This window comes from Shigella sp. FC1567, from assembly GCF_001743015.1.
Lineage (GTDB): Bacteria > Pseudomonadota > Gammaproteobacteria > Enterobacterales > Enterobacteriaceae > Escherichia > Escherichia coli.
This window is the reverse complement of the sequence record NZ_MIIV01000056.1, coordinates 1-10,801: the sequence shown is the minus strand read 5'-3', so window position 1 is coordinate 10,801 and position 10,801 is coordinate 1. Positions and strand designations below refer to the sequence as shown.

Here is a 10,801-nt window from a genome sequence, read left to right as displayed (position 1 = left end):
GTGTTAGGCCTGCCGCCAGCGTTCAATCTGAGCCATGATCAAACTCTTCAATTTAAAAGTTTGATGCTCAAAGAATTAAACTTCGTAATGAATTACGTGTTCACTCTTGAGACTTGGTATTCATTTTTCGTCTTGCGACGTTAAGAATCCGTATCTTCGAGTGCCCACACAGATTGTCTGATAAATTGTTAAAGAGCAGTGCCGCTTCGCTTTTTCTCAGCGGCGCGGGGTGTGCATAATACGCTTTCCCGCTACAGAGTCAAGCATTTTTTTGCTTTTCTCTGTTGAGATTCTCAGGAGAACCCCGCTGACCCGGCGGCGTGTTTGCCGTTGTTCCGTGTCAGTGGTGGCGCATTATAGGGAGTTATTCCGGCCTGACAAGAGGAAATTTAAAATAATTTTCTGACCGCGCACTTTTTCAGCAAAAGCCCCGTTAATGTGCCATAAAACAAGCAATTTGCCGTTTTTGCAACCGTAATCACACTTCCTGGTGGCATACTAAGGAGGAATAAAAAGAAAAAGGAAGATTAGTAATGCCTTTAAGCGCACAACAGTTAGCTGCACAGAAAAACCTTTCGTATGTTCTGGCTGAGAAGCTGGCGCAACGCATCTTAAAAGGTGAATATGAACCCGGCACCATTTTGCCTGGTGAGATTGAGCTGGGCGAGCAATTTGGAGTGAGTCGTACAGCGGTACGCGAAGCGGTCAAAACGTTAACGGCAAAAGGGATGGTTTTACCGCGACCGCGAATTGGTACCCGGGTCATGCCACAATCAAACTGGAATTTTCTTGATCAGGAATTGCTTACCTGGTGGATGACAGAAGAGAACTTTCATCAGGTCATCGATCACTTTCTGGTTATGCGTATCTGTCTGGAGCCGCAAGCCTGCCTACTGGCAGCAACGGTTGGCACCGCGGAACAGAAGGCGCATCTCAATACGTTAATGGCCGAAATGGCGGCATTAAAAAAGAACTTTCGCCGTGAACGCTGGATCGAAGTCGATATGGCCTGGCATGAGCATATCTATGAAATGAGCGCCAATCCGTTTTTGACCTCATTCGCCTCGCTATTCCATTCGGTTTATCACACTTACTTCACGTCAATTACCAGCGACACAGTGATAAAGCTGGATCTGCACCAGGCGATTGTCGATGCGATTATCCAAAGCGATGGCGACGCGGCATTTAAAACTTGTCAGGCGCTGCTACGCTCACCTGATAAGTGATAACCCGATAACAGGACATTGAATGAGCGATAAAAAGAAGCGTAGTATGGCGGGTTTGCCGTGGATCGCGGCGATGGCCTTCTTCATGCAGGCACTTGATGCCACTATTCTGAATACCGCCTTACCCGCAATCGCTCATAGCCTTAATCGTTCTCCTCTCGCGATGCAATCAGCCATCATCAGTTATACGCTGACGGTGGCGATGTTTATTCCGGTAAGCGGATGGCTAGCCGATCGCTTCGGTACGCGTCGCATTTTTACCCTTGCCGTGAGTCTGTTCACGTTGGGTTCTCTGGCCTGCGCACTTTCTAATTCGCTACCACAGCTGGTTGTCTTCCGGGTTATTCAGGGGATAGGCGGCGCAATGATGATGCCTGTTGCTCGGCTGGCCTTACTGCGTGCTTATCCTCGTAATGAACTTCTTCCTGTATTGAATTTTGTCGCCATGCCGGGTCTGGTGGGGCCAATTTTAGGCCCCGTTCTTGGCGGCGTGCTGGTCACCTGGGCAACCTGGCACTGGATATTTTTAATCAATATCCCCATAGGTATTGCGGGCCTTCTTTACGCGCGCAAACATATGCCCAATTTCACCACCGCACGACGCAGATTCGATATCACTGGCTTTTTGCTGTTTGGCCTCAGCCTTGTTCTCTTCTCAAGCGGAATAGAGCTATTCGGGGAAAAGATTGTCGCCAGCTGGATTGCCTTGACGGTAATTGTCACCAGCATCGGGTTACTGCTTCTCTATATTCTCCATGCGCGACACACGCCAAACCCATTAATTTCATTAGATTTATTTAAAACCCGCACTTTCTCGATCGGTATCGTAGGCAATATTGCAACCCGTCTGGGGACCGGTAGTGTACCGTTCCTTATGCCATTGATGTTACAGGTAGGATTTGGTTATCAGGCGTTTATTGCCGGCTGTATGATGGCACCGACAGCGTTAGGTTCCATTATTGCAAAATCGATGGTTACCCAAGTCTTACGTCGTCTGGGCTATCGCCATACGTTAGTGGGGATCACGGTGATTATTGGGCTAATGATCGCTCAGTTCTCTTTGCAATCACCGGCAATGGCGATATGGATGCTGATCTTGCCGTTGTTTATATTAGGGATGGCTATGTCGACGCAATTTACCGCGATGAATACCATCACACTTGCCGATCTGACCGATGACAACGCCAGCAGCGGTAACAGTGTTCTGGCGGTCACGCAGCAACTGTCGATTAGTTTAGGCGTTGCTGTAAGTGCGGCCGTCCTTCGCGTTTATGAAGGGATGGAAGGCACAACGACTGTCGAACAATTCCACTATACGTTTATCACGATGGGCATTATTACTGTTGCTTCAGCAGCAATGTTCATGCTTCTGAAAACAACCGATGGTAATAATTTGATCAAAAGACAGCGTAAATCTAAGCCGAACCGCGTTCCATCAGAATCGGAGTAAGTTGTAATCGTTGTTGCTGAAGGGTCGGCTGGGTTATCCGATGGATGAGTACATCAATCGCCAGCTCCCCCAGTTCATCTTTCGGTTGGTGGATAGTGGTTAATGGTGGCGTCATAAAGCTTGCCAGTTCGATATCGTCATAGCCAATCACCGCGATATCCTGCGGAACCTGTAACTCTGCCTGATATAACGCCTGGTAAACGCCAACAGCCATAGCGTCATTTCCGGTAAAGACGGCCTGAGGACGCAGCGGATGTGATAACAGTTGGCGCATGGCGTCAAACCCGCCGTTAAATTCAAAATCACCAGTGACTTCATAGCCATCAGGAATGTTGAGACCCGCACGTTTCATCGCCGCCCGATAACCTTCCAACCGCAGGCGCGCCGGAGTTTTATCCAGCGGACCGGTAATACAGGCGATACGGGTATGACCTTTATCGATCAGATATTGCGTTGCTAAGTCTCCGCCCAGCAACGAGTTATCCTGAATAAGATCGCTGTCGCCATCGAACGGAGCCCAGTCCATCATCACAGTAGGCACTGTCGGATAACGTTGCATGATTTCACGCGAAGGTTGATGCGTTTCGGTGCACAGTAACAGCAAGCCATCAACGCGTTTTTGCATCAGCGTTTCCAGATTGCGATTCATCCGCTGTTCATCGCCTTCGGTATTGCAAAGGACGAGACTATAACCGCGTTCGAAGCAGCTGCGTTCAACGCCACGCACCAGTTCTGAATAGAAAGGATTGGTACTGGCAGTGATCAACATGCCAATGGTATGTGTTTGATTGAGTTTGAGGCTACGCGCCAGGGCTGATGGCGCGTAATTGAGTTCTTTAATCGCCGCTTCAACTTTGGCGGTAATCGCTTCACTGACGAAGCGATCTTTATTGATAACGTGAGAAACTGTTGAGGTAGAAACGCCCGCCAGGCGGGCAACATCTTTCATTGTAGCCAAGCGTCACCTCTGCCTGTCTAAAAATGCGTCGATCTCTTCACGCCACGGTACGGAAGGTTGTGCGCCTTTACGTGTTACGGCAATCGCAGCTGCAGCATGGGCAAACCGAATCGCCTCTGGCAATGGTTTTTCTTCCAGCAACGCCGTGATTAACGCGCCGTTAAAGGTATCTCCGGCAGCAATGGTATCGACAGCCTGCACCCGGAATCCAGGAACGCGCTGACCTTCACCATTCACGCTAGCCCATACACCACGACTTCCTAAAGTAATCAGTACAGTACGGATACCTTTTTCATGCAGTACCTGCGCCGCCTTCGCTGCATCTTCATCATTTTCAACACGAATACCGGTGAGCTTTTCTGCTTCCGTTTCGTTTGGCGTAATAATGTCCACCAGCGCCAGCAGTTCGTCAGGAAGTTCGCGAGCCGGAGCCGGGTTAAGCGCAACGATAGTCTTATTTTGATGGGCGATTTTCGCCGCTGCCATCACACTTTCGAGTGGTGATTCCAGCTGCATTAATAATGCTGACGCGTTGGCAATACGCTCACGTTGCGCTTCCACCAGCGCCGGGGAAAGGGCAGCATTAGCGCCGGCATGAATACCGATGACATTCTCACCTTCGCCATTAACAAAAATCAGCGCCACACCTGTTGATTCGCCTTTGATCACGCTGACCGGAGTAATATCAATGTTATCAGTGGCGAGCTGCTGGCGAACGCTCTCACCAATGCTGTCATCACCCGTACAGGCAATAAACGCGATATTCGCACCGCTACGCCCAGCAGCCACAGCCTGATTCGCGCCTTTGCCGCCAAATGCAACCTGATAGTGGTTACCGGTTACGGTTTCGCCTGGAGTAGGAAAAGATTGAAGATTAAGAATGTGGTCAGCATTAATGCTGCCAAGAACAACGAGGCTGCCTGCGTTTTGCATATTCGGGATGTCCATAAAATGCGCCACCGTGTTAGGGTGGCGCGTGCCCTGCTTTTCTTTATATTACACGTTCATCTGTCGATGACGTATTTATGTCACCATCAGGTCATACAACCTGATTAAAACTACTGCTTAACAACCAGTTTCAGATCAACCGGATACTTAGCCTGAACTTTCTCGCCTTTCAGCACTTTATCTGCGGTTTCGACGCCTTTCGCGCCAATCTGATCGGGTAGCTGAGCGATAGTCGCTGCTAGTTTGCCATCATTCACCGCTTTTTCGCCATCCGGTGTACCGTCAAATCCGACGACCATCACATCCGATTTACCGGCAGTTTGCAGTGCGCGCAGCGCGCCCAGCGCCATTTCATCATTCTGCGCGAATACAGCCTGAACATCCGGATGAGCGGTCAACAGGTTCTGCATTACGTTCAAACCTTTAGTGCGATCAAAATCTGCTGGCTGGCAAGAACATTAAACTTGTGAGCAGCAACGGCCTGCTGGAAGCCTTCGCCACGTTCACGGGCTGCGGATGTACCAGCAATGCCTTGCAGCTCGATAACTTTGGCACCTTCACCCGCTTTCTTCGCGATGTAATCACCGGCGATTTTGCCACCCAGTACGTTATCAGAAGCAATGTGGCTCACCACTTCACCTTTCGTTGCCTGGCGGTCAAGAGTGATAACCGGGATGTTCGCCTGGTTAGCCATCTTCACAGCATTACCTACTGCGTCGGAGTCGGTCGGGTTAATCAGCAGAATTTTGGTGCCGCGAACGGTTAAGTCCTGCACGTTCGCCAGCTCTTTCGCCGGGTTGTTCTGGGAGTCCAGCACCACCAGGTTATAGCCAAGCTTATCCGCCTCTTTCTGCGCGCCATCTTTCAGCGATACAAAGAACGGGTTGTTAAGCGTGGAGACCACCAGCGCGATGGTGTCTTTTGCCATCGCATTCGCACTGACGGTGGCGCTTAGCGCAACAGCGGAAACCAGGGTAGCCAGTTTTTTCATGTTCATATTCAAGATGTCCTGTAGTCGTTATTACTGCTTTTTGTTGTCTACCAGCACCGCCAGCAAAATCACCACCGCTTTGACGATCATCTGGTAATAGGAGGAAACACCTAACAAATTCAATCCATTATTAAGGAAGCCAAGAATTAATGCGCCGATCAACGTCCCAACAATGCGACCTTTTCCGCCCGCCAGACTCGTACCGCCCAGAACCACCGCAGCAATAGCATCCAGCTCATAGCCAGTCCCCGCCGTGGGTTGTGCGGAGGAGAGACGCGCCACTTCAATGGTCCCGGCCAGCGATGCCAGCAGACCACAAAGAGAATAGACGATGATTTTGATTTTATTGACGTTGATACCAGAAAGACGCGTTGCCGCTTCGTTGCCGCCCAGCGCGTAGATGTAACGCCCCAGACGCGTGTGATGCAGCATGTACCAGGCCGCGAGGAAGACAATCCCCATGATCCAGACTGGCGTCGGTACGCCCAGCGGACGACCAATACCAAACCAGCCAAACAGATCGGCGTTCTCAGTAAAGCCGGTATTCACTGGGCTACCGTTGGTATAAACCATGGTCACGCCGCGCAGTAAAAGCATCATAACCAGCGTAGCGATAAACGCCTGAACGCGACCTTTCGCTACAATCACCCCGGTTACCGCACCAATTGCGGCACCTAACGCGAGAGCAGCAGCGACAGCCACCAGCGCATTGACTTCAATGCCGACGATAGATGCAGCAACTGCGCCGGTTAGCGCCAACAGAGAACCTACAGACAAGTCGATGCCCGAAGTCAGGATCACCAGCGTCATCCCGACCGCCATAATGGCGTTCACCGAGGTTTGCTGGAGAATATTGAATAAGTTATTGATGGTGAAAAAGTTCGGGCTTAACGTCGAGACAATCGCGATCAGCACCAGCAGAGCGATAAGCGATTTCTGCTCCATCAGCCACGCTTTCGTGAAATAACGGCGACCAGAGACAGTCTGGGTTGTCATTTTTTTACTCCTGATTCACGCGATTAAGCTTGCCCACAGCGGCAGCCATTAACACTTCCTGGGTGGCCTGCTCACGAGTAAATTCCCCGCTGAGATGCCCTTCATGCATGACGATGATGCGATCGCTCATGCCTAATACTTCTGGCATCTCCGATGACACCAGAATGATGCTCAAGCCATCGGCTTTGAACTGGTTAATCAGTTGATAGATCTCTTTTTTCGCGCCGACATCTACGCCACGGGTAGGTTCATCAAGGATCAACACTTTTTGCTGATTGCCACCGGAAAGCAGACCAATTGCCTGTTCCATCGACGGTGTTTTCACATTAAACAGACGAATGAAATCACTCACAGCCTACTGTTCATCGGCATGCTTCAAACTGCCGCCAGCGCGGCTGAAGTAGCGCAGCGCTGTCAGCGACATGTTCTCTTTTACTGACATGCCCAACACTAAACCGTCACGTTTACGGTCTTCGGAGATATACACAATGCCGTTTGCCAGGCCATCCTGCGGTGAACGGGTAACGACTTCATGCCCATCCAGGGTGACGTAACCGCTGGTGCGCGGTAGTGCGCCGTAGAGCACTTTCATCAGTTCGGTACGACCTGCGCCCATCAAACCAGAGACGCCAAGAATTTCGCCTTTGCGTAAAGTAAAAGAGACATCGTTAACGCCAGGTCCGCAGAGATTATCGACTTTCAGGCGGATATCTCCCGGCGCTTTGTCCAGGTGTGGATATTGATCTTCCAGCTTGCGACCCACCATCATCTCAATCAGCGAATCTTCGGTCAGTGATGCCACTTCGCGCTCAGCAATAAATTGCCCGTCACGAAAAACGGTAACGGCATCGCAAATCTCGAAGATTTCTTTCATGCGGTGGGAGATATAGACAATACCGCGGCCTTGCGATTTTAGTTCGCGGATGACGCGGAACAGGGATTCGGTTTCGGTATCGGTCAGCGCATCGGTCGGTTCATCCATAATGATGACTTTCGACTCAAAGCTCAGCACTTTGGCGATTTCAACCATTTGCTGGTCACCGATGGAAAGATCGCCCACCAGCTTGTCGCTTTTAAAGCGCAGGTTAAGTTTAGCCAGCAATTTATCCGCTTCGGCATACATGGTTTTCCAGTCAATTTTGCCAAAGCGATTAACAAACTCACGACCGAGGAAAATGTTTTCGGCAATGGTCAACTGCGGGATCAGGTTCAGTTCCTGATGGATAATCCCAATCCCGGCTTCCTGGGAAGATTTCGGCCCGGTAAATGTCGTTTCTTTCCCCAGCCATAAAAGCGTGCCGGCATCGCGAGCATAGATACCAGTAAGCACTTTCATCATGGTGGATTTACCCGCGCCGTTTTCGCCCACCAGCGCCATCACGCGGCCCGGATAGACATTTAACGCAGCGCCCGAGAGGGCTTTTACGCCCGGGAAGGCTTTATCGATGCCTTTAAGCTGAAGTAATGCTTCCATGACGGCCTCAGAACGTCACGCCAGCACAGAGAATGATATTCGCATACGGAGAACATTCTCCGCTGCGAATTACCGCCTGACTTTCTGCGGTTTGTTGTTTGAATTGTTCATGCGTGGTGTAACGAATTTCAATGGTATTTCCCTGGTGTTTTTGCAGCTGCTCAAGGTGAGTGAGCAACGTTTCGTGGAGTTGCGGATTATGTTGTTTGATCTCTTCCGCGATAATGGCAGCCTCGACCTGCATTTCATTTGTAACGACGCCCAGCACCTGCATAAAAGAAGGTACACCCTGGGTTAATGCCATATCGATACGCGTTGTACTTTTGGGGATGGGTAAACCAGCATCACACACCACCAGCGTATCGGTATGTCCCAGACGGGAGATCACCGATGAAATATCAGAATTAAGAACGGTGCCTTTTTTCATTTTTTTCTCCATCAGCGAACGTTCTGACCCGCAGTTTAATCCTGACTGAGTTGGGAAAACCATCGTGACGTTACGGAAATGTGATCAACCTCGAAACGTTTTACATGGTGATTAACCATGAAAACAAAAACGCCCCCTTATGGAGAAAGGAGGCGTCTGGCGTTAGATTTCGACCTGAGTACCCAGTTCGATAACCCTGTTTGGCGGGATTTCAAATTGATCTGGTGCACGCAGCGCATTACGTTGCAGCAGCAAGTACAGCTTGCCGCGCAGACGCAAATACCACGGGCGTTTGCCGAGGATCAACGACTCATGCGACATAAAGAAGGAGGTTTCCATCATCCGGCAACTTAATCCTTCCAGACCGCAGCGGTGGAAAACTTCTTCCACGTTTGGCGTTTCTCGCCAACCATAACTTGCCACCACGCGCCAGAAAGTGAGCGACAGTTGTTCAATCTGTACCCGACGGACATTATGGACATATGGCGCGTCTTCGGTACGCAGAGTTAACAGAATCACCCGCTCATGCAATACCTTGTTATGTTTAAGGTTATGCATCAGCGCAAAGGGAATGACGTTGATTGCACGCGACATATACACCGCGGTCCCGGGCACGCGAACAGGCGGTGATTTCTCCAGCGAAGCAATCATCGCTTCCAGAGAGTTACCATGTTCATGCATCCGCCGCAGCAAGCGGAAACGCTCGCTCTTCCAGGTGGTCATCACGATAAACATCACCGTACCGAGGCTCAATGGCAACCAACCGCCGGAGAGCAGTTTATCGAGGTTAGCGGTGAACAATGGAATATCGACACAAAGGAAAGCAATCAGGATCAGCGCAACAAAATACTTATTCCAGTGCCAGTTCTGACGTGCCACGGTAGTCGAGAGAATAGACGTCAGCACCATGGTTCCGGTCACCGCAATCCCGTACGCCGCCGCCAGGTTGCTGGAGTGCTCAAAGCTGACAATCACAATCACGACCGCGACATAGAGCATCCAGTTCACAAACGGAATATAGATTTGCCCTGACTCCATTTCGGAGGTGTGAATAATGCGCATCGGCGACAAATATCCCAGACGTACCGCCTGACGCGTCAATGAGAAGACGCCAGAGATAACCGCCTGCGAGGCAATTACCGTCGCCAGTGCGGCGATGATCAGCAGCGGGATCAGCGCCCAGTCCGGTGCCAACAGGAAGAACGGGTTCTTAATCGCTTCCGGGTTCTTTAACAACAGCGCTCCCTGACCGAAGTAATTAAGGGTCAAGGAAGGTAATACGACGGTGAACCACGCCAGGCGAATAGGGAACTTACCAAAGTGCCCCATATCAGCATACAGCGCCTCGACCCCCGTAATCGACAACACCACTGCCCCTAATGCAATAAAAGAAACCGTTTTGTATTCAAGGAAGAAATGCACCGCCCACATTGGATTCAGCGCATGCAGCACTTCCGGGTTAGCAATAATGCTACGTAACCCCAGTCCTGCCAGAATCAAAAACCAGGTCAGCATGATCGGCGCAAACAGCTTACCGACCATAGCCGTGCCATGTTTTTGAATCATAAATAATAAAGTGAGAACGATAATTGAGAGGGGAACTATCCAGGTATCCAGCTGCGGGGCGACGATTTCCAGACCTTCAATGGCTGACATCACCGAAATAGCGGGTGTTATGACGACTTCACCATAGAAAAAGCTGCCGCCGATTAGCCCCATAATCACCAGCATTGATGTGGTTCGCGCCGACGTATTACGCCCGGCAAGCGACATCAACGTCAGGATCCCCCCCTCACCGGCGTTATCTGCCCGCATCACGAAGGTGAGATATTTAATGGAAACCACAAAGATTAGCAGCCAGAAGATCAGCGATAAAAAGCCAAACACGGCATCGCGTTCAACGCCAAAACCAAACTGGCCGGACAAACATTCACGAAGTGTATATAACGGGCTGGTACCAATATCGCCGTAGACAACTCCAATCGCCGCGAGGGTAATCGCGGGCAATGATTGCTTATTATCAGTGCTCATAGACTAGTCTTTCGTTGAAATATGAAATGTGTGCTTAGTCCCTTGGCCCACAAAAAAGCGCACAGTATGCACGATTAACGGCAAAATCGTACTCCTAAATGCGGCCACATTAACCTGGCTCAAAGAAAAATACCCCCCTTTGAGTAATGCCGATCAGTTAAGGATCAGTTGACCGATCCAGTGGCTGTGTAAGAATCCGGAAACGCTCACTTGTTTCCGGATTTTTTTATGCACATTGGACAGGCTCTTGATCTGGTATCCCGTTACGATTCTCTGCGTAACCCACTGACTTCTCTGGGG

General features: G+C 50.3%; 8 protein-coding genes and 2 pseudogenes. 3 read left to right on the top strand and 7 right to left on the bottom strand.

Annotation, left to right across the window (positions count from 1 at the left end; genetic code table 11):
* Positions 1-533: 533 nt before the first annotated feature.
* Together BHE85_RS04800 and mdtD are read left to right on the top strand one after the other, a co-directional pair.
* Positions 534-1,226, top strand: coding sequence for a FadR/GntR family transcriptional regulator (locus BHE85_RS04800; protein WP_001131175.1), 693 nt, complete (start codon positions 534-536; stop codon positions 1,224-1,226).
* 22 nt (positions 1,227-1,248) lie between these two features.
* Complete coding sequence (gene mdtD, locus BHE85_RS04795) at positions 1,249-2,676, top strand: multidrug transporter subunit MdtD (protein WP_001280814.1); 1,428 nt, start codon at positions 1,249-1,251, stop codon at positions 2,674-2,676.
* Here the strand turns inward: mdtD and rbsR are convergent.
* The 7 genes and pseudogenes from rbsR to kup form a co-directional block, all read right to left on the bottom strand.
* On the bottom strand, positions 2,642-3,634 hold the full coding sequence (gene rbsR / locus BHE85_RS04790) for a ribose operon transcriptional repressor RbsR (RefSeq protein ID WP_000224470.1): 993 nt from the start codon (positions 3,632-3,634) through the stop codon (positions 2,642-2,644). The genes mdtD and rbsR overlap by 35 nt on opposite strands.
* A 3-nt stretch (positions 3,635-3,637) precedes the next feature.
* Positions 3,638-4,567 (bottom strand): ribokinase, encoded by a 930-nt coding sequence (gene rbsK / locus BHE85_RS04785; protein WP_001300603.1) that lies wholly within the window; start codon positions 4,565-4,567, stop codon positions 3,638-3,640.
* A 125-nt stretch (positions 4,568-4,692) separates the two neighbouring features.
* Positions 4,693-5,579 (bottom strand): annotated as a pseudogene (gene rbsB, locus BHE85_RS04780) (ribose ABC transporter substrate-binding protein RbsB).
* Between the two features lie 24 nt (positions 5,580-5,603).
* Positions 5,604-6,569 carry a ribose ABC transporter permease gene (gene rbsC, locus BHE85_RS04775; protein ID WP_000211860.1) on the bottom strand — a complete coding sequence of 322 codons (966 nt, stop codon included), beginning with the start codon at positions 6,567-6,569 and terminating at the stop codon, positions 5,604-5,606.
* A gap of 4 nt (positions 6,570-6,573) precedes the next feature.
* Positions 6,574-8,043 (bottom strand): annotated as a pseudogene (gene rbsA / locus BHE85_RS04770) (ribose ABC transporter ATP-binding protein RbsA).
* Between the two features lie 7 nt (positions 8,044-8,050).
* Positions 8,051-8,470 carry a D-ribose pyranase gene (gene rbsD, locus BHE85_RS04765; protein ID WP_000715936.1) on the bottom strand — a complete coding sequence of 140 codons (420 nt, stop codon included), beginning with the start codon at positions 8,468-8,470 and terminating at the stop codon, positions 8,051-8,053.
* 162 nt (positions 8,471-8,632) lie between these two features.
* Positions 8,633-10,501, bottom strand: coding sequence for a low affinity potassium transporter Kup (kup, locus tag BHE85_RS04760; protein WP_000102317.1), 1,869 nt, complete (start codon positions 10,499-10,501; stop codon positions 8,633-8,635).
* Between the two features lie 210 nt (positions 10,502-10,711).
* Between kup and BHE85_RS27205 the strand changes: the two genes are divergently transcribed.
* Positions 10,712-10,801, top strand: a 90-nt coding sequence (locus tag BHE85_RS27205; protein WP_047199464.1) for a hypothetical protein, incomplete at its 3' end; no start/stop codon positions are given.